At 54.1% G+C, this 20,367-nt stretch carries 15 protein-coding genes; 8 read left to right on the forward strand and 7 right to left on the reverse strand.

The window, feature by feature from the left end:
- The first annotated feature begins 57 nt into the window (after nt 1-57).
- From D5366_RS03665 to D5366_RS03690, 6 genes are all read left to right on the forward strand, one after another.
- Nucleotides 58-483, forward strand: a complete 426-nt coding sequence (locus tag D5366_RS03665; protein WP_141492339.1) for a hypothetical protein — start codon at nt 58-60, stop codon at nt 481-483.
- A gap of 56 nt (nt 484-539) precedes the next feature.
- Nucleotides 540-2,501 (forward strand): copper resistance system multicopper oxidase, encoded by a 1,962-nt coding sequence (locus tag D5366_RS03670; protein WP_141492340.1) that lies wholly within the window; start codon nt 540-542, stop codon nt 2,499-2,501.
- Nucleotides 2,501-3,295 (forward strand): copper resistance protein B, encoded by a 795-nt coding sequence (locus tag D5366_RS03675; RefSeq protein ID WP_240775332.1) that lies wholly within the window; start codon nt 2,501-2,503, stop codon nt 3,293-3,295. Before D5366_RS03670 ends, D5366_RS03675 begins: the two co-directional genes overlap by 1 nt.
- Before the next feature lie 339 nt (nt 3,296-3,634).
- Nucleotides 3,635-3,877 (forward strand): FeoA family protein, encoded by a 243-nt coding sequence (locus D5366_RS03680; RefSeq protein WP_141492341.1) that lies wholly within the window; start codon nt 3,635-3,637, stop codon nt 3,875-3,877.
- A 6-nt stretch (nt 3,878-3,883) separates the two neighbouring features.
- On the forward strand, nt 3,884-5,719 hold the full coding sequence (feoB, locus tag D5366_RS03685; RefSeq protein ID WP_141492342.1) for a ferrous iron transporter B: 1,836 nt from the start codon (nt 3,884-3,886) through the stop codon (nt 5,717-5,719).
- A 23-nt stretch (nt 5,720-5,742) separates the two neighbouring features.
- Complete coding sequence (locus D5366_RS03690; protein ID WP_141492343.1) at nt 5,743-5,940, forward strand: hypothetical protein; 198 nt, start codon at nt 5,743-5,745, stop codon at nt 5,938-5,940.
- Nucleotides 5,941-6,047: 107 nt separating this feature from the next.
- Here D5366_RS03690 and D5366_RS03695 read toward each other — a convergent pair whose 3' ends face one another.
- Nucleotides 6,048-8,177, reverse strand: a complete 2,130-nt coding sequence (locus D5366_RS03695) for a prolyl oligopeptidase family serine peptidase (protein WP_240775333.1) — start codon at nt 8,175-8,177, stop codon at nt 6,048-6,050.
- A 319-nt stretch (nt 8,178-8,496) separates the two neighbouring features.
- On the opposite strand from D5366_RS03695, the gene D5366_RS03700 reads away from it, so the two are divergent.
- Together D5366_RS03700 and D5366_RS03705 are read left to right on the forward strand one after the other, a co-directional pair.
- Nucleotides 8,497-12,186 carry a proline dehydrogenase family protein gene (locus D5366_RS03700; protein WP_141492344.1) on the forward strand — a complete coding sequence of 1,230 codons (3,690 nt, stop codon included), beginning with the start codon at nt 8,497-8,499 and terminating at the stop codon, nt 12,184-12,186.
- A 63-nt stretch (nt 12,187-12,249) separates the two neighbouring features.
- A complete protein-coding gene (locus D5366_RS03705) occupies nt 12,250-13,608 on the forward strand; it encodes an L-serine ammonia-lyase (RefSeq protein ID WP_141492345.1) in 1,359 nt (452 codons plus the stop codon).
- Between the two features lie 45 nt (nt 13,609-13,653).
- On the opposite strand, the gene D5366_RS03710 is transcribed toward D5366_RS03705, so the two are convergent.
- The 6 genes from D5366_RS03710 to D5366_RS03735 all read right to left on the reverse strand — a co-directional run bounded on the left by D5366_RS03710 (nt 13,654) and on the right by D5366_RS03735 (nt 20,281).
- A complete protein-coding gene (locus D5366_RS03710; protein ID WP_141492346.1) occupies nt 13,654-14,376 on the reverse strand; it encodes an SIMPL domain-containing protein in 723 nt (240 codons plus the stop codon).
- The gene (locus D5366_RS11945; RefSeq protein ID WP_240775334.1) at nt 14,373-14,750 is read right to left on the reverse strand and encodes a hypothetical protein; all 378 of its coding nucleotides are present in this window, start codon (nt 14,748-14,750) and stop codon (nt 14,373-14,375) included. The genes D5366_RS03710 and D5366_RS11945 overlap by 4 nt, the downstream gene beginning before the upstream one ends.
- A gap of 124 nt (nt 14,751-14,874) precedes the next feature.
- On the reverse strand, nt 14,875-16,305 hold the full coding sequence (locus tag D5366_RS03720) for a HAMP domain-containing sensor histidine kinase (protein WP_141492347.1): 1,431 nt from the start codon (nt 16,303-16,305) through the stop codon (nt 14,875-14,877).
- Between the two features lie 22 nt (nt 16,306-16,327).
- On the reverse strand, nt 16,328-17,008 hold the full coding sequence (locus D5366_RS03725; RefSeq protein ID WP_141492348.1) for a winged helix-turn-helix domain-containing protein: 681 nt from the start codon (nt 17,006-17,008) through the stop codon (nt 16,328-16,330).
- A 66-nt stretch (nt 17,009-17,074) separates the two neighbouring features.
- Entirely contained in the window at nt 17,075-18,169 is a 1,095-nt protein-coding gene (locus tag D5366_RS03730; protein WP_373317509.1) for a S1C family serine protease, read from the reverse strand.
- Nucleotides 18,170-18,484: 315 nt separating this feature from the next.
- Nucleotides 18,485-20,281, reverse strand: a complete 1,797-nt coding sequence (locus D5366_RS03735) for a Hint domain-containing protein (protein ID WP_141492350.1) — start codon at nt 20,279-20,281, stop codon at nt 18,485-18,487.
- Nucleotides 20,282-20,367 lie beyond the last annotated feature (86 nt).

The raw sequence follows: 20,367 nt of genomic DNA on the forward strand, positions 1-20,367 counted from the left end.
GTATTCGCAAGGCGAGTCATCATTTTACGCTCCATGAGAAGGGTCTACGGCAAGCCTATGCTCCGCCACGTCGACACAAATGGATGGGTCAAACCACTCCTCTGCCTGCTTCAGGCCGTGTTGATGCTGCTTGCCGTCTCATCACCCGCTCACGCCGCCATGCGCACTCATCTAGCGCAGCCAATGACAGGCATGGCCCACAGCATGCCCTCTATGCAGGACTGCTGCTCCTCACGCATGCTGCACAGCCCTGAGCAGCACCAAAATGCTCAACATGCAGGTGAGCCGCACACACCTTCTACCGGGCATTGCTCCAGTTGCACCCACGTTGCCTGCGATAGTTCGACAGCGGTTCTCCCGCTGCCCGCTCTATCAACGGCGCTGTTTGGTGCATTTCGTCAAAACCTGCCACGCAGCCATGCCGTGCCCACTGGCAGCATGGCTCGCCCGGATCTACCCCCACCCCGCCTGACAACCGTTTGAGAAAACCGGCCGCCATACGGCGCGCCTCACGCACTCTCTTCTACGGTTTGTGAAGCATGAAACATTCACTTAAGACGCCGCCAACCCGGCGCAGCTTTTTAGCGTCAGTGGGAGCCGCCACGGGCCTCCTTGGCCTGTCCCCCCGCAACATTTTTGCTCAAACACCCCCTGTCCAGACAGGGCAGATACCAACAGGTACACAAAGCGACTGGCACCTGAACGTCACGCGGCAAAGCATCACCATTGATGGCAAAACGCTGAATGCTCCAACGGTTAACAGTACCGTTCCCGGTCCAGTCCTTCGCATGAAAGAAGGCGAGAATATTTCGATATCTGTCACGAACCACCTGACAGAAGAAACATCAATTCATTGGCATGGATTGCGCGTCCCAGCACATATGGATGGCGTACCGGGGCTTAGTTTTCACGGCATTGCCCCCGGAGAGACGTTCACCTACCGCTTTCCGCTCAAACAAAGCGGTACTTATTGGTACCACAGCCACTCTAACATGCAGGAAGCGCAAGGCCTTGTCGGCGCGTTAATCATCGACCCTGCCACACCCGACCCCCTTTCCTGTGAGCGGGACTATGTCGTTGTACTCGGCGAGTGGACTGATGTTTCACCCGCCGAAATCGTCAGCAACCTTAAAATGCAGGACGATTATTACAATTTTCGGCAGCGCACGACTGCTTCACTGCCAGCACAATCCCAACATGATGGGGGAGCCATACCAGCACTCAAAAGCCGCCTGATGTGGTCCGGCATGAACATGTCCGCGACCGATATTTCAGACGTATCTGGCGTTATTTACACGTACACCCTCAACGGAATAGCGCCGCACACCGGCTGGGAAGGCATCTTCCAAGCGGGGGAACGCATACGCCTACGCTTCATCAACAGCGCAACCATGACCTTGTTTGATGTCCGCATTCCGGGCCTCGAAATGATGGTCGTTGCCGCAGATGGTAACCCGGTCGAACCCGTCCCGGTGGATGAGTTTCGTATTGGCGTTGCTGAAACATACGACATCATCGTCCAACCGCACGAGAACCGGGCATATACCCTCTTCGCCCAAAGCGAAGATAGAACAGGCTACGCTTTAGGCACCCTTACACCCCACACAGGCATACGCGCGCCAATCCCCGCCATGGACTCCCGGCCTGTACGCACCATGGCTGATATGGGTATGGACATGGACGGCATGGATATGAGCGACATGGCCTCTATGCCCGGTATGGACATGACAACACACCACACCCCCATGCCACCGCACCATCATATGGCTGGTATGAAGATGGACAAAATGGACATGTCCTCCATGCCCGGCATGGACATGAAAAGCATGCATCATGGGCACCACATGCACATGATGCCGGGTATGCATATGGATGGTATGGGCAATATGCCCATGCACTCAATGGATATGGGCCACATGTCCATGTCGTCTGATTCCAAGATGCAAAATGCAAAGTCAGACACACCTCCACCACGCCTAGAAATTGATGATCCCGGCCCGCCCCCCATCAACGTCGAAAATCAAAATATCGCGGCACATCCCATTGATCGCCTGAATGACCCCGGGGACGGCCTCGCACAAAACGGGCGCCGTGTTCTTACCTACAAGCATCTACGCGCACTCACCCCCGCCCCTGACCAGCGCCCAGCCTCGCGCGAAATCATTTTGCACCTCACAGGCAACATGCAGCGCTACATCTGGGGCTTTAACGGGCGTAAATTTTCGGAATCAGGCCCTATCCGCCTGCAACGCAACGAACGCATCCGTTTCACGCTCATCAACGACACAATGATGGAACACCCCATTCACTTACATGGCTTTTGGAGTGAACTTGAAAATGGGCAAGGCGCTTTCAACCCACGCAAGCACACAATCATCTCGCAACCCGGCTCCAAACTAAGCTTTCTCATGACCGCAGATGAACCAGGCTTATGGGCCTTTCATTGCCACCTGCTTTACCACATGGACCTCGGCATGTTCCGAACTGTGAGCGTTGCATAATGACCAATCCTACACTCCCCATTATGCTCGCCCTCGGGTTGCTTGGCGCATTTACCCTGACCCAAACGGCACATGCCCAGATTATTACCGTGCATCAGGCCGCAGACGCCCCAAACGCATCCTCTCCTACATCTATGCCGGGGATGAGCCCGGTCATGATGGACCAGAGCACATGGCTGCACGGTATTTTCAACCAATTAGAGGGTCGCTACTCCCCGCAAGCTACCGATTTTCGCTGGGATGGCGAGATGTGGTTCGGCTCAGACTACGACCGTCTTTGGATCCGCTCAGAAGGCACTGTAGCAAATGGCCGAATGGATGACGGCCAACACGATATACTCTACAGCCATGCCATCTCGACGTATTGGAACCTCCAAGGCGGCACGCGCCTTGACCTTGACAGCGGGCCGACACGCGCATGGGCCGCCTTTGGTGTGCAGGGCCTCGCACTTTATCAATTTGAACTCAGCGCAATGGGCTATGTCGGAGGTAATGGCGGCGCCGCCACACGCATAGAAGGCACATACGACTTCCTGCTGACCAACCGCCTAATTCTACAACCCAATGTCGAGCTCAACGCCTACACACGAGCAGACCCTTCACGGGGTGTAGGCTCTGGGTTATCCGAAATCGATACCGGCCTACGCTTGCGCTACGAGCACTGGCGTAAACTCGCACCATACGTTGCCGTGACGTACAATACAGCCCTTGGGCAAGCACGACATTTTCCCGACAACCGGGAGGCCAATCGCACAGCTTTGCGTTTCGCCTTTGGTCTGCGCAGTTGGTTCTAAACTCTCAACACAAATACGGCCCAGACTGGCTCTCAAATATAACAAGAGAGCCAGTCGTAAATGATTTTCTATGTAAATAATTAATAATAGTATTATTAATTATATTCTTTCCTGCCTTAATATTATACACACAGGCATGAAATATATAAAATAATTACGATTTACTTCACTCAAAAAACCATCTCTTGCGCAAAATTATAATTTCCAAACAAACATTAAAAACCCCATATTTTTGATCTGTAAATGCAATTTATTCGCATTTTTTTCCTTTTCGATCCAGCTCCAGACGCCTATCTAGAAAAGCAATTCTAGACCTGCAACAAGGGGCCTGAGACAACCGTGCAAACGCTCGCTACACTGCCCAAAGACCATGAAGCCATTATTGCGGATGTGACATCCGTTACGAACACAGACGTCATTGCTTTGCGCCTTGGCGAACTTGGCTTCGTTCCCGGTGAGCGTGTAGAAGTCATCGCCACAGGCCCATTCGGGCATGAGCCTATTGCCGTTCGCCTTGGGACGTCGCGCTTTGCGCTCCGCCATAGCGAGGCTGCACGTATTCACCTGCAGGACCCTAAATAACCCCCTATGTCGATTAGCCAACCTCGTCACATCGCGCTTGCTGGCAACCCCAATTGCGGCAAAACATCACTGTTCAATCAGTTGACAGGTAGCCGTCAAAAAGTCGGCAACTACGCTGGTGTGACGGTGGAACGAAAGGTCGGCTTCTTTAACACACCTCGCAACACGCCCATACGCGTGCTCGATCTACCCGGCGCATATAGTCTCTCATCAACAAGTCCTGATGAAGATATCACGCGCGATATCTGCCTTGGCCGCCACCCGGCGGAGCAACAGCCCGACTTGCTCATCGGCGTCATTGCCGCATCCAACCTGCGGCTTCATCTGCGCTTTCTGCTCGAACTCAAGCAAATTGGCCGACCCGTTATTGTTGCGCTCAACATGATGGACGAAGCCGAAAAGGCCGGCCTGACTATCGATGTGGAAGGGCTTTCGGCAGCGCTTGATATGCCTGTTATCCCTATTGTCAGCCTACACAAACAAGGGATCGCGCCTCTCCTTGCACAGCTCGACGCCGAAATTACCCCGCCAAGCCCCTTGCCGGAAAATACCAATTTCCACGTCGAAGTCCGGCGCCTGATAGAAGAATTTGTTAAGCAGCCAGCCACCCCCAGAGAACGCCTTACCGACCAGCTTGATCGATGGACGCTGCATCCGGTCTTTGGCCCACTCATCCTCCTCGGCATTTTGTTCATTATGTTCCAAACCGTCTTTGCATGGGCTCAACCCATCATGGACGCCCTTGGAAACGGCCTGAACGCCCTAGGTGCTTGGTTACTTGCCCCTCTACCTGACGGAATGCTGCACAGCCTTTTGGCAGATGGCGTCGTTGCAGGCGCAGGAACTGTCGTCGTTTTCCTGCCGCAAATTCTCATCCTCTTCCTGTGGATTATTACCCTTGAAGAGTCCGGCTATCTTCCACGCGCAGCCTTCCTGCTTGACCGCGTCATGGCCATGGCCGGCCTAAGCGGCCGCTCTTTTATTCCGCTTCTCTCCAGTTTTGCATGCGCCATACCGGGCATTATGGCTGCCCGTACCATCCAAAACCCGCGCGACCGCTTGGTGACGATCCTGATCGCACCGCTCATGACATGTTCAGCGCGTTTACCGGTTTATACCCTGCTTATAGGGGCCTTTGTGCCGCGCCATACGGTATTAGGGTTTATGAACCTCCAAGGCCTTGTACTCTTTGGCCTTTACGCAGCAGCTATCATCAGTGGCATTATCGCCGCACGCATCATGACGCACGGCGTCGCATCGCAAGAGCACCCCTTATTGCTGGAGCTCCCGCCTTATCGCCGTCCGCTTCTGCGCAGCGTTGCATTGGGGCTATGGCAGCGCGCTGTGATGTTTCTTTCCCGCGTTGGCACAATTATCGTCTCGCTCAACGTGCTGCTCTGGGGGCTTTCCAGCTTCCCTCTCCCGCCCGCACATGCCGCAGGCGCTGCAATTGACTACAGCATAGCAGGCCGCATTGGGCACTTGATGCAGCCCATTTTCGCCCCCCTAGGGTTTAACTGGCAAATTTGTGTCGCACTCATTCCCGGCTTGGCCGCACGTGAAGTCGCGATCAGCTCCCTCGCTACCGTGTATGCTATTGGCACCACCGACGATGATGCGGGCGATAAACTTTTACCTATTCTTTCCAGCCAATGGTCAATGGCCACGGCTTTTGCACTGCTCGCTTGGTATGTTTACGCACCACAATGCATCTCGACATTAGCCGTCATGCGCCGCGAAACACGCTCTCTTAAGGTCGTGCTCGGAGCCGCTGCTTATTTATTTGGGCTAGCCTATTTGGCTGCGTTTCTCACGCACTATATAACCCTGAAGACGCTGTAAATCCGCGCTAAGGACATTGCGTAATGATTGAGACACTCATCGCGACCCTGCTCGTACTCGCTGCCGCTCTATATTGGGCGATGCGCCTGTTCCCGGGCATTCGCAAACCCTTATACGCAGCGATTGGCCGCAATACCCAGCCCAGCACCGCACCACAAACCCGCTCAGGCTCATGCGGTGGATGCACAGGATGCGGCGGAAAAAGCGGCGGCTGCCACTAGCTGCACGGCCTTCACAAACACCGCGTCCAACTCTGCATTGCTTACCTATAAAAAACGCAGCGGCTCTTACACCGCTGCGCAAAATGCGACATGATTACACGAAACGCTTAATGCGCCACGCCACCTAGAGCGGACCAAGCATATGTCCAGCTCAAAGCCTGTGTCTGGGCAATCTCAGTCTGGCTTGCGCCAAAACCGTGCCCGCCCGCAACTTGCTCCCAGTAATAATACGGCAGGTTCAGCTCGCTCATACGCCACGCAAAACGCCGCGCATGTACCGGGCCAACACGGTCGTCCTTTGTCGTAGTTTCAATAAACGGCACGGGATATTGCGTCCCAGCCTTCAAGTTTTGCAATGGGGAAATCTTACGCAAAAAGTCCCGCTGCTCAGGAATGGATACAGTACCATATTCCCCAACCCATGATGCACCAGCCGACATGTGCTCGTAGTTCATCATGTCCAGCAGAGGCACTTCAATATCCACCGCTTTCCAGAAATCCGGGTGCTGGGTAAATTCAACGCCCATCAGCAAGCCGCCGTTGGAACCACCACGGATAGCAAGATGCTGCGAAGAGGTGATGTGGCGCGCAGCCAAGTCATGCGCAACGGCCGCGAAATCGTCATAGATATGCTGGCGGCGCGTCTTCAGCCCTGCTTCATGCCATGCCGGGCCAAACTCACCACCACCACGAATGTTTGCCAGCACGTAAACACCGCCATGGCTCAACCAATTCACGCCAATCCCCGCTGAGTAAGACGGAAAGAGCGGCACCTCAAAGCCACCATACGCATAAAGCAGCGTAGGATTAGCGTCGTTATGTGGCATGTCCTTTGCGTGTACGACAAAGTAAGGAATATCCGTTCCATCTGTCGAACGCGCTTGGAACTGATCCACAGTCATCGCGGAAGCATCGAATTGTGCTGGTAAAGTATGAACTTCCCGCACCGTCGCCGCATCGGTATCGATCGACCACACTGTGGGGGGCGTTAAGAAGCCCTCTGATTCCGCATAAGCAAGCGGGCTGGCATGGTCTGCACTGATAAGATTGACCGAGAGGTTCTTGGGCAGCGGTAGCTGTGAGCGGTTAAACGTATCTCCCGATGGCGTAAAGACGTGCAACTCGCCCCGCACGTTGTCATAGAGAGAGACCAGAATGTGGCCATGACTTACCACCGCCGCTTCAATCACTTGCTTAGACTGCGGCTGTACCAACATCTGAGGCATGCGGCGGCGGTCTAGATCCACCAACACCACTGACCCCGCCTGAAAGTTTGGACCGTGAGTATCCCAGTCTTGGTCCAGACGAACAACCAGCTTGTGCCCCAAAAGTCCTGTTACGTCTGCTCTTTCTGGCAAATCCAGCGGAATGATACGTCCCTTTTCGTATTGATAAAAACGAGACGAAAACGCATCAATTCCTTCGCGGATCAACGCAACCTGATTGCCCTTTCCGTCATGCAACACGAAGGGATCAACCGACACATCCGTTTGCTTCCCTGTGAAAACAGTCGTCGCGCTGGAGAGCTTTTTGCCCCGCTTCAAGATTTTCACAATATAGGGATAGGAAGACTTCGTTACGTCTTTCTCGGTCCAAGGGTAACTAACTAGCAAGGTATCACGGTCAAGCCAGTCTGCCGCCATTTTGGCATGCGGCAGAGTGAAGCCATTTGGCACAAACTTGCCGGTAGACAAATCAAACTCCCGTTGTGTTACGGCGTCCTCACCACCATCGGACAAAGCCAACAAGCAACGGCTCTGCTGCAAATCCAAGCATGAAAGACCGTGGTAGACCCAGTTTTTTTGCTCCGACGCCGCCAAAGCATCCAAATCAAGGACGGTCGTCCAATTCGGAGCTTCCGATGCATAATCCGCCTGTGTCGTACGACGTAAAATACCCCGTTGATGACTGGCATCGCGCCAGAAATTATAAATCATACCATCAATCTGCTCTGGCATAGCCAAGCGATCATGAGTTTGAAGCAGCTTTAGTGAAGCATCGTAAAACGACTTGAATAAGGGTTTTTGGCCTAGTGTATTCAACGTCTTCTGGTTCTGCGCGCGCACCCAGTCCATTGCTTGCGCACCATCAATTTGGTCCAGCCATGCTGGCGCCGCTGCATGCTCTACATCTGTTGCGGCTTTGGATGGAGCTGTTTGCGCATAGCTTGCACCAGCATGAAGCACCGACACACTTGCCATTAAAAGGCCGAGACGTCGGATAGAGACAAAAGACATGAAAAACACTTCCTTATATACTCTGCTCACACAGCGTATTTCGCTGCCAGCTCAAGAGAGCTACCCGCATAATGAAAACAATATTTAGCTAATGCTAAACCGAAACCTCGCGAGAGGGAACAACCATCTTTCTCCATCGTTTTATTGTGTTGTACTCCAAAACACGCCCTGCATTGCCCCGACGACACATCTCCAAAAAACATTTCATTAGGGGATGAATTACCCGCCTGCCTGCGCTAGAGCGTGGGGAGCATACGTCTCACCACATGGGTCGCATGAGGGTTCCCTCTGGCCCGGCACGCCGGAAATGGATAGCACTATGACCTCACCCCTGACGGTCCCGGCTCTCGCTGAACCATTCGCCAATATGCTGCCCCATATGGGCCGCATGCCGGCCATGCCCTCCCGTACGAAAATCGATGCCATGCGGCACACCAGCGAATATGCATGCATCACTGAGCTTTTATCGCTGCTAACAATAACGGCTGAACAAGACGCAGCCATCAGCGCACAAGCAGAGCACCTCGCCACCATCCTCCACACCGCGCCGCGCAGTGCTATTGGTACGCTGCTTGAGGCCTTCCCCCCCGACAGCGCCCATGGACAGGCTTTGCTCGCACTCGCAGAGGCCTTTTTACGTATCCCAGACCACGCAACGCGCGAGGCATTGATTGATGCTCAGGTCCGCACATTGGACTGGGCCACCCCAACCTCCAAGACCAATGCCCCAACCCTCGTTTCAATGCTTACGAAGGGGCTATCTCTCGCCAGTCATTTACGCAAAGGCAGCGCATTTAGTCTACGCCGCCTGACACTGCAAACATCAGCCCCTCTCATTCGTCACGGGCTGGAAAAAACACTACGCGCAGCAGCCGAAGAAGTGGCACTTGGCACCACACCCAACGAAGCCCTGCGCGCCGCACAAAACACCCGTAAAAGAGGCTTCAGTCACACTTTCGACCTCTGCTGCCCCGCTGCGCTGAACACAGACCAAGCCCACTCAGCACTTCATCAGTTTGAAGCACTTTTGGAAGCCTGTAGCCGTCATTCCGGAATGACGGGCGGGCGCCCGGAGCGCCCTACGCTCACCCTGCGCCCAACTCTGTTCTGCCCTCATTTCTCAAGCCTGCGCCATGATCAAATCATGGAAGATTTTCTGCCAACGCTCACACGTCTGGCAGAGCGCACACGCCAGCTTGATTTGGGGCTGATCCTAACCGTCGAGCACAGCAAAGAAATCGACCTTTGCTTGGACCTCCTTACTGCACTCTGCGCTCAAAGAGAGCTTGAGGGCTGGGATGGCCTAGGCATGACAGTACAATCCCACGATCGGCGGGCTCTCGCCATCACACAACATCTGATCGCTCTTGGCCGTTCAACCGGGCGCCGCCTTATCGTGCGGCTGACGCGCGGCGCAGCATGGCGTGCCGAGCAAAACAGAGATGATACCCTTGCCCCGACGCCACTCTTCTCACGGAGTTGCCACACAGACCTGAGCTACCTTGCTTGCGCGCAGGCACTTCTCAATAACCTCGATAGCGCCTACCCGCATTTTGCAACGCACAACCCCCGACTTGTGGCACATATTCAAAACCTCGCACCGCAAGCCCGGCGCGGTGATTTTGAGTTCGAATGCCTGCACGGCCTTGCCCAACCTTTGGCGGAGGCTTTGCGCCCGCCCAAAAGCCCAAATGCACCTCCATGCCGGCTGCATGTCCCAATTGGTCCGGCAACAACCGTGCTGCCCGCGCTCGTCAAACAACTCAGAGAAAGTGACGGCCCTAGCCCACTTTTATCAAGCGCAAAGCACACGCAAGACGACGTGATAGAAACGCTCACAGCCAGCCCCATCAACGCGGCACATATTCTCCGAAGCAACACGCTTCACACTGCGCACGTACCAGAAACAACCGATCCCACAGCCCTTCCGCCACTCTTTGAGCTCGACCTCTCAGACCCAGCCGACCAACGCGCACTGCATGAAGCGCTCACATCGGGCACTCCCGCAGCTTTGCCGTTCATTCATCCCTTAACCGCTGCAATGACGCAGGAACCACCGCCGCAACATTACGGCCGGCGCATCTGCAACCCTGCTGCACGGCAAGATGCAATCGGAGATGTGCTGGAAACAGATGCTCAAACACTCCTCCAAGCCTTAGAGACTGCGGATTCATATTTGACGGAATGGCGGCTTCAACCTTCCGCACATCGCGCAACCCTTTTACGAGATGCCGCTCAGGCCATTGAAAATCACTACGTCCCGCTGCTTGGCTTCATTATCCGCGAGACCGGCAAAACCTTTTTGTCCGCCCTCAGCGAACTACGCGACGGTGTGACGGCCCTCTATCAAGCTGCTCAAGAGGCCGAAAACAGTAGCCTGACAGCAGCCCCACTTGGCCTGATCGCCTGTATCAGCCCCTGGAGCAGCCCATTCGCAGCTTTCATGCGGCAAATTGCCTTTGCACTGGCTGCTGGTAACATCGTTCTCGCGAAGCCCGCCGCCCAAACACCTTTCACTGCGCATACAGCCATCCAGCACCTCCACGCTGCCGGAATTCCTGCAGAAGCACTGCATTTCCTCCCCGGCAACGAACTCGTCAGCGAAGAGCTGGTCAGTGACCCGCGTATCGATGGCGTACTTTTTACCGGCTCCACATCTGCCAGTAAAAATATCTCCCGTCTTATCGGAGATCGCACCGGACGAACGGACGCCCCCGTCACGCTCATTGCCCGTAGCGGTGGGCAAAACACTCTCTTGGCTGATAGCTCCGCTCAACCAGGGCAAATCGTACACGATGTTATCCGCCTCGCCTTCGCGGATAATGGCCAAAATTGCGGTGCTTTACGCATACTTCTGCTTCAGGAAGATAATGCAGATAAGGTCATCTCTTTGCTTCAAGGCGCTTTAAGCACCTTAAATCTTGGAGACCCTGCGCGCCTATCAACCGATCTCGGCCCAATGATCAACGCCGAAACACGCACAGAAACCTTGGCTTACATCGACCAAATGCGCCGTGCCGGGCGCAAAGTCTGGGCTGCCCCATTAAAAGAGCCTGACCGCAATGCAGGCCACCACCCCGGTAGCTATCTCCCTCCGACACTCATTGAGATCGGACGCGTCGCTGACATACCGCGCGAGGTCTTTGGTCCCGTCTTACACATACGGCGTTTCAATAAAAACGAACTGGAAGGTGTGATAGATGCAGTCAATGCCTCTGGCTACGCCCTGAGTTTCGGGGTGCACTCACGTGTTCCTGCAACAATTCATAAAGTGCTGAAACGGGCGCAGGCAGGTAACCTCAGCGTTAATACTTTGACTTCCGGCATCAGTGTGCATGCCCCTCCTTTTGGAGGGTACGGTCTGTCAGGTTGTGGCGCAAAACTAGGAGGTCCGTTGGCACTGCGTCAGTTACAAGCCAATGTACCTCCCCTTAACTTCCCGCATTTCTCACCCGCGAATATGCTGCCGGGCCAGATTGCACGAAGCGCCGCCAATCTCGTCTCTTTCCTTGAAAGCCGAGATGCTGTCTCCGCACGGGCGATCCGCCAAGACATAGCTCATTGCCTTGTCGGGAGTACTCTTACCCTGCCCGCCGCTATCGGTGAGACACGTACATTAGCATTCACACCCGCAGGCACCATCTTATGCGCAGGTGAAAGCTGGCCCGCTCTCCTCAGAGCTGTGGGTATTACACTTGGCACAGGCAATACGGCGCTTGTTCTCGCTCCCAAAAGCGCAATTGAATGGATGAATCGCCTGCCGCAAAGCCTGTCTGACCGTATCCAAAGCGTAAATCCCGGCGCACTCCCCGAATGCGATGCCATGATTTTTGAACGTGGCACACCTATGGCTAAGGACGCCGCCGCGACGCTCACTGCCCGCGAGGGACGGATTGTTCCACTTTACCCCCTAGACAAAGTGCGCCCCGAGTGGCTTCTGCACGAGCGCGTTACCTGCGTAAACGAAGAGGCCCTCTCGGGCGCTCCGACCGTCATGGCCTTGATGTAGCATCCCTCGCAACCTCACGCGCCATAACCGCCACGCTTCACTCCAAGCCTACCACGAGCCTTCATGATCAGCTTATTCGACCTTTTTAAAATCGGGATCGGGCCCTCCTCATCCCACACGGTCGGCCCCATGCGCGCCGCACGCAGGTTCACCGCGCATTTGCCGGAAGGCCAACCCATTGAACGCATTCAGGTTACGCTTTACGGCTCGCTGGCTTGGACAGCAAAAGGCCATGCAACAGACACAGCCATCATGCTCGGGCTTTACGGCGAAAGCCCTGAAACCATAAACCCTGACGACGCGCCGGCCATTCTCGAACAGCTCTCCACACAAAAACAGCTTTCTCTGAACGGACAATTAGTCGCGTTTGATCCCGAAAATGACATTATTCTCGACACCGTTACGACGCCACCCGTTCACCCAAACACGCTACAATTCACCGCTTTGTCGGAGAGCGGCGCCATAATAGTACAATCCCGTTTCTGCTCCGTGGGTGGCGGGTTCATCGTTCCGGAAGACCACACCGAAGGCGCATCCTACGCCCTGCCCGATATGCCTTTGGACTTCACAAGCGGCGTAGAATTGCTCGAGCGTACGGAGCGCAATACACTCTCTATCGCTGATGTTGTAATGATTAATGAAGAGGCATTACGACCAAAACACGAAATCAACGCCTATCTAGACCGCATCATCGACGTCATGATGGCGTGCATCGACCGAGGCCTAGTCCAAACAGGCATCCTGCCGGGGCGGCTTAAAGTAAAACGCCGTGCGGCGGCCCTGCACGCCCGCTTGCAGGCAACCTCCCTACACAACCAAAAACCCGCCCATGAAGTTATGGATTGGGTCAGCCTTTACGCCATTGCCGTCAACGAGGAAAATGCTGCGGGTAGTCGCGTCGTCACCGCCCCGACAAACGGAGCCGCTGGCGTTATTCCCGCCGTGTTACGCTACTTCCGGGACCATTGCCCACAAGCTTCACAGCAAGGCATGCGCGACTTTTTACTCACAGCCGCCGCTATTGGCGGCTTATTCAAACTTAATGCGTCCATCTCAGGTGCTGAAGTTGGGTGCCAAGGGGAAGTCGGAGTAGCCTCTTCCATGGCGGCAGCAGGCCTTGCAGCCGCACTTGGTGCAAACCCGCAACAGGTTGAGAACGCTGCCGAAATAGGAATGGAACATCACCTCGGCATGACCTGTGACCCCATAGCCGGGCTGGTTCAAATTCCCTGCATCGAGCGCAACGCCTTCGGCGCTGTAAAAGCAATCAATGCCGCCTCACTCGCCATGCACGGCGATGGCGCCCACCACGTTTCCCTTGATCATGTCATCCGCACTATGGCTGAAACGGGACGTGACATGAACCACCGTTACAAAGAAACCTCGCTCGGCGGACTGGCTGTCAACGTCCCCGAATGCTGAGCGCTATGCACAAGAGCCTCGCTTTTAAAGCGAGGCCCTGCCGAATTATGGCTCTAATTCGGCCTCAACTTGGACAGTAGCGGATACGACCTGCTCTTCACGACTTGATTCTGGCGGTGCCATAGGCGCGCTACTAGCGCGCATAACTGCCATCATCGGTCGCACTGCGCCCTCAAAATTGGCGTTAATACGCACATCATTCAAACGGACTAACTTCAGGCCCAGCGCTTTTGCGTTTTCTTCCGCCTGTGGGCGGACCTTTGCCAAAGCCTCAAGGCGAGCCTTTTGCAACAATGCTTCTCGCGTGTTCGGATCCAAAGACCAATCCGTCCCGTCCAGCATCAGACCCTGCCCTTGCAGGTTACCAGCCAGATCCAACACTTTGGCAGCATCCTCACCGCTCAGTGTAATATCTTGCCGCGCAACCCAGCGCGTACGGCCATGCTCTGGCGTCATGTCGTCAATCGTATAACTGCCAGCTCTGGCATCCACACCAGCTTGACCGGACACCGCTTTCATAGCCGCAGAAATGCTTGCATTCAGCGCTTTTTGCGCCCCGATTGGCGAAGTATTTTCCGCACGGGCATAAAGATGTGCCGTCAATAACGTGGCGGGAGCGCGCACGTTATTCGTCACCGAAAAATTGAGCTTTGTCATAACATGCTCCTGTGCCGCACCATCTTGCGTTGCAGCCTGTACATCACGTGGCAAGCCACAGAGCAGACCCGCTGCACACACCGCACCAAGGGCAAAACGAAAATATGTCATGAATGACCCTGACTATGTTCTAAAAGGACAAGGGCACGACGTAACCGTTCAATTCCGGCACGAAGATGGCCATTTTGGCACAATTTTACGCCATGGGCGCGTAGCCTGCGCGCGTCCTCCATGTCTCCGACGGGGACACCGTGCGGTTCAGCGATTATTGAGTCCACATTTGTCTCAAGCTGCGTGCAGTATTCAGGGCTATCCGTCGTAACCGAAATAACTCCGTCCGCATGGTGCACATTGCCCTGCATGAAGCGCTTCATAGAATGGCCGTCAACTTGCACAATACTAATCGGCACAGCCACTTGCGCCATTGCGCGGGGACTGAAAACCAATAACTCCGCAAGAGCGCACAAAACGAGAAACGGCCTCATGGATTTATAACCCCAGACACCCGCACAGATCCCAATAGGGAAAATAGTAAAATCCCCCAACGATGAGCAAAAGACGTTAAGCCTTTAAACCCCACAGGGACATGGCCAATACATGAAGCTTCCGTCATGCGGCACTCTCAGGAATATCATTGGCGTTCACCCGGTCTATACAAGGGATATAAAGCGCGACACTCAGTCCGGGTTTCTGGTCTTCCAAAATCATACGGCCATGATGCAGCGCTACAACAGCCTGCACCAGCGACAAACCCAAACCCGAGCCCGGCGTATGCCGTGCTGCCTCTGCACGGAAAAAGCGCTCCGATGCCCGCTCCATATCCTGCGGGCTCATACCCGGCCCGCGATCAATGACCGAAACACAAATATCATCGCCCACTCTTTTGGCATGCAGAGACACAGCCGTTCCTGAAGGCGCAAATTTAATGGCGTTGTCCAACAGGTTCGCAACAGCCTGCTGCAACAAGTGCGGATCACCAAACACGTCTGGCAATTCACCGCACTGCAACTCACCGCACTGCAACTCGAGGCGCAAAGAGGCATCTTCTGCGCTCGCCTCGTACAACTCAGCCAGCCCCTCTAATAAAGGGCACAGCGCTAATTGCGTGAATGCAGCCCGGCGCGCTCCTGCCTCAATCTGGGCAATACGCAGCAATGCCTCAAAAATAGACGTCACATGGTCCAGATCCACCACGGCACGGTCTACGGCCGAGCGTAAATCCTGCTCGGTCGTCGCGGTCAAGCTAGCTTCCTCCAAGCGTGCTCTCGCCCGGGTAATAGGCGTTCTTAAATCATGTGCGATGGAGTTCGACACTTGCCGGACCCCATCCATCAAACGATCAATACGCTCCAACATTTCGTTAACTGTCTGACTGATCGGGTCGGTTTCGTTGCCTGTTAGGGGAATACGGCGGCTCAAATCACCCCGCGCAACAGCTGCCGTGGTGCGCGCAATCGTGCGGACAACCTGCCGGAAAATTCCCCGCATTACCAATGCGCCACCTGCGGCAAGCAGCGACACCATTAGCCACGCCCAAATCAATGTATCTGTCAGGACATGGCGCACCAACTCACGGCCACGAATATCGCGCCCGACAATCAGCCCACACCCTCCCGGTAAAACATAGGCATGCATTTTCGCATGCGTACGAAAACCATCGCGCTGGATAGGAAGCTCATAATAGCGCTCTGTCCCCGCTACCGCCGCAGGCCAACCCGGTAAATTCCCCGCATAGCGCCGCCCGGCAGGCCCTACTAAAAGGTAAAGCGCGTCATCCTCTACGTTTTGGTCCAAACGGTCCTGAATAGCCGTGACCAAAGCAGGCAAACCACCGCGCTGCACACGCTGTTCCAAGTCGTGAGCGTCGACCTGCACAGCCGCTTCTACCTGCCGGTCGATCTGGCCAGTCGTGTTCCACCAGATGAACGAGAGAAAAACCCCGGCGGACAAAATGAAGACGGACCCATAGGCCAGCGCAAAATTTAACCCCGCTGAACGTACTGGCCAGCGGGGCTTCATCTTCTTGAAAAAATGCCGCATTCGTAACGCTGCTTTCACCTCTTTAATCAGCGCGTAAAATATAACCCGCATTACGGATTGTATGGATTAGAGCATGGGTAAAAGGCTTATCGACCTTTTGGCGCAGGCGAGAGACATGAACGTCAATAACGTTTGTCTGCGGGTCGAAGTGATAATCCCACACTTTCTCAAGCAGCATCGTACGCGTCACAACCTGACCAGCATGGCGCACCAGAAATTCCAGTAGTCGGAACTCACGCGGTTGAAGATCAATTTTCTCTCCACCGCGCTTCACGGTCCGCGCCAGAAGGTCCATTTCCAAATCTGCAACAGATAAACGCGTCTGAGGTATCACTTCCGAGCGCCCGCGCCGGCCCAATGCCTCGACCCGCGCCATAAGCTCTGAAAATGCAAAAGGCTTGGTGACGTAATCATCCCCACCGGCCTTCAGGCCAGCCACGCGGTCATCCACATCCGCAAGCGCCGACAATAACAGCACCGGGGTTGCGTTGTTCTGCCCTCTTAACGTTTCAAGGATGCGCAGCCCGTCTATTCCGCCGGGCAACATACGATCCAAAATGACAACGTCGTAGCTTTCACTGACAGCAAGGAACAAACCATCCTTACCATTATCCGCCTCATCGACGACATGACCAGCTTCACGCAGCCCCTTTAATACAAAGGCGCGGACAGTTACATCATCCTCGACCAGCAGGATCCGCATACCGCTCTCTCTTCCATTCATCTTAAAAGCCGCTAACGCCTTACCATAACGCCTCGGACGGCTAGATCAATCATCCGCCTCAGCAGGGCGTGCACCAATATGCACAACCAAAGTCAGGTCACCATGCCCTCTGCGTACCATAAAGGTTAAATCCGTCCCCGGCCGTGCTGCCGCAATACTTCTGAGCAGCATACGCGCACTGGTTACTGACGTCCCATCAACTTGCCGCACGATGTCCCCACCCCGCAAACCACTCTTCTGTGCTGGCCCGCCGGGGTCCACCGTGGCGATACCCACATTTGTATCGCTGTCATCCAGCGTGATGCCCAGCCAGCCGTGCTCCGCCCGACCAGTTTTTTCGATCTCGGCAACAATTGGAGCAACAATCTCTGACGGAATACCAAAGCCAATCCCCACTGAGCCCCCTGCGGGGGTGACAATGGCTGCGTTCATGGCAACGACCTGCCCGCGCATATTAAACGCTGGCCCGCCAGAATTTCCAGGATTGATCGGCGCATCAAGCTGAATGAAATCGTCCAGCGACCCAATACCAAGGTCACGCCCAACAGCCGACACAATCCCAGCCGTTACAGAGGACCCGAAGCCGAAAGGATTACCTGCGACGAGAATCCAGTCTCCGATATCTGTCTGCCGGGAATCACCCCACGTCACGTAAGGCAATGGCTCCGAACTATCGACCTTGATAACTGCAATATCGGAAAGAGGGTCTGCACCAAGCAAATGGGCGGGCAGTTCCAGCCCGTTTGATAACGAAACAACCACACGCCCGTTATCACCTATAACATGGCGATTAGTGACGATAATGCCTGTTGGATCCACGATAAAACCAGACCCGGCCCCCACCATATCCTCCGAAGCACGCTTCATGCGGTCATGATAACGCTTTTCCAGCGGTGTGCCGCGGATCTGAGGAGGCGTATGGTCATGCCCATCTGATACAGACTGGGACGTAGCAATGTTCACCACTGCGGGAATGACCTGACGCACTAATGGCGCAAAACTGAGAGGCCCATATTTAACCAGAAGCGGCGGCAAAGCAGGCGCAGCCTCCGGCACGGCTGACTGTATGGGAATGCCCTTCGCATCCGTGCTTTCACCCGCAATTGGGCGCTCGGTAAGCAATCTGCCGCTTACACCCATGCCTGACTGTCTCTCAGCAGAGGTGCCATTTTCTGATTTGATATACGTAGCACGCGCCGACTGGCCCGACAGCGCGGCGTATCCACCAAAAACAAAGATCCCCGCCGCAGTTACGATAGCGGCTGTTGCCCCTCCAACGAAGGCAGAAAGAACAACGCGATTCACAACAGATCAGACGGCTGGTTTTTCATACCTCAACCGTAACACACAGTTTTCCAATTTCACAAAAAACGTTTCCAACGCACTCGCAAAAAAGACAAATTTATGGAGAAGTGGCGCTTATCTGCACCACTTCTCCATAAACAGAATGCTTTCTCAGGCCACTTGCGCCATCGCACCCTGCTCTTCCAAATATGGACCAGCACCGGCGAGCGTGATTTCCAAGATACGTGCCTCGCCCGCCTGCATTTCAGGCAATACGACTTGGGCCGCACCGTTCGTCCAGCGGATTTCAGGATGCTCGCAATCATGCCAGCCCTGTTTTACCTCTTTCTGGCGATAATCTGTCAGCGCATACTTTCCGCTCGTTGTGTGCAGAACCATCTCGGACACGGCAACGCCAAGCTTACGACGATCATCACAATATGGTCCGACATAATCGCAAGGGCGTGCCACACGCGACATCAACTCAACAGAAACTGCATCGCTGGGCAGGCGGAAAAAGAATTTCTGGCCGACACGACGCAGAATATCCAGCATCTCGCCGTTATGAGTACGGAGCGCCATGGCCGGGTCCAGCGTTGTGCTGGGTGCGGCAACCTGCGCAAGACCCAAATTATCAGCCTGCTTTTCTAAGGAGCGGTAGAGCGGTTCGACAACTTCCATGGAGCATGTCAAAGGCAAGGCCGCATCTTCCGCCCAGCTTTTCACAGAAGCACCACCAATCATCACCACATGCCCGCACTGTTCAAAGCGATGGCGGTTTCCCGTGTCCAAGTAGCTTTCCGTCAAAGTTCCATTGGCCATGATGACCGAGTGGTTTTCAGTCTCGATATGGTAATATGTGTAGGATGTGATGTTCCGGTCATAAAAAATAGAACGCCCATTTACGAGCATTCTTACAGGAACAAAACCGCCATTCATGGCCATACAATGTTCAGACGTGACAAGCAGATCCGCAAAAGGAACGCCTTCTCCCAACGCATTTTTCAAAATACGGACGGGATAGCCTGCTTCATCATCTGGCAAAGACGCATCAACCTTGGCATGGCGCTGACCAGCCCACCGTATTGCAGCACACGCCCCGCTGCGATCATCATACGTCAGAATTTGATCGCCGATTACGATGTCTTCAATATTTTTCAGGCCATCGGCAAGTTGGATCTTAGCCCCTGCCAAGAAGCAGGTACGAACATACGTATTACCGTCTGCGTAGAATATTTTTAGCGGGTTTCGGTCACTGTTGGTCGTGTAATAACGGCCGCTCGCTAAGGACACACCATTGGCAAGTTGCGCAACATACCGCGCAATTTGCGAAGAGCCACCATATAACGTGACTTCGACGACATTATTCTTAAAGTTTTCAATCGTGTATGATGTAATCGGCCGGACCGTGTTTTGCAGTTCGATCGTAGAGTTAGCCGGATTGTAGTTAAGGATCGTTGACCGATGTAAATCGATCAAATCTCTCCCTCCATTGATGATGAGCGTACCACCACCATTACCGAATTTAACAACCGTATTGCTCAGAGCAGAGAAAAATCCGCTTTCCGTCCGGAAAGATCCACCATTCGTAATGTTAACCGTCAAACGCGATACAAAATCAACGAAGCCGCTATAACCAACATTACCACCGACGACATTGATTACAGTCTCTGTACCAATATCCATCCCCAAATGAATATCGGTCTGCCCACCAATGTAAAACGTTCCGCCACCCGTCAATAGGTTGATCGAACCCACTGAACCGGGAAGAGTAACATAAACACTTCCGGCACCGCCCAAATCATTGATACTGTCGCGCCCTGAAAGAACACCATTTACAGCACCATTAAAAAGTGTACGACCGTCTTTTTCTGTAATTTTTACTTTATAAGTATCAGAAAAAAAACCTCTCTCCCTGCTAACAGCAAACAAAGATCCATTACTTGTATAGTAATTACCTACACTCATTTTAAATATCCCTTAAATACATTCAAATTATTTATTTTATTAAGCAAGATTCTTAAATATTAAATAAATAACAGGAAGGTATGTTA

The organism is Neokomagataea tanensis (assembly GCF_006542335.1).
Lineage (GTDB): Bacteria > Pseudomonadota > Alphaproteobacteria > Acetobacterales > Acetobacteraceae > Gluconobacter > Gluconobacter tanensis.